Source organism: Bacillus sp. SIMBA_026, assembly GCF_046535335.1.
Lineage (GTDB): Bacteria > Bacillota > Bacilli > Bacillales > Bacillaceae > Bacillus > Bacillus velezensis.
The window spans coordinates 1-252 of the sequence record NZ_JAWRWX010000343.1 but is presented as its reverse complement, the minus strand read 5'-3'; the positions used below and the strand labels follow the sequence as shown (position 1 = coordinate 252).

Sequence of the window (252 nt, the reverse complement as noted above, 5' to 3'; positions counted from 1 at the left end):
CCAACTGGCCGCAGCGATTGAAGCCAGCGATGGCCGCCGAACGGCCGGTGAAGTCGTGACCCAAGGGCATCGCTTAACGGTGGGTTTAAGCGGCGAATTTGATGCGCTTGATCGGCTGCGGGAAATTAATATCTCAACTCGGCAGGGCCAAACCGTCACCTTGGGTGACATCGCAGAGCTGCGGCGTGGTGTACAAGACCCGCCAGCGGCCGTGGCCCTGCTAAACGGCGAGCGCGCGGTGTTCGTCGGTGC

1 protein-coding gene is annotated in these 252 nt (G+C 62.3%); it reads left to right on the top strand.

Going from position 1 to position 252, the window contains the following annotated elements; all coding sequences use genetic code 11:
• Positions 1 to 252 (top strand): efflux RND transporter permease subunit (locus SB847_RS21735; RefSeq protein ID WP_410578775.1); only part of this gene is annotated, 252 nt, incomplete at both ends.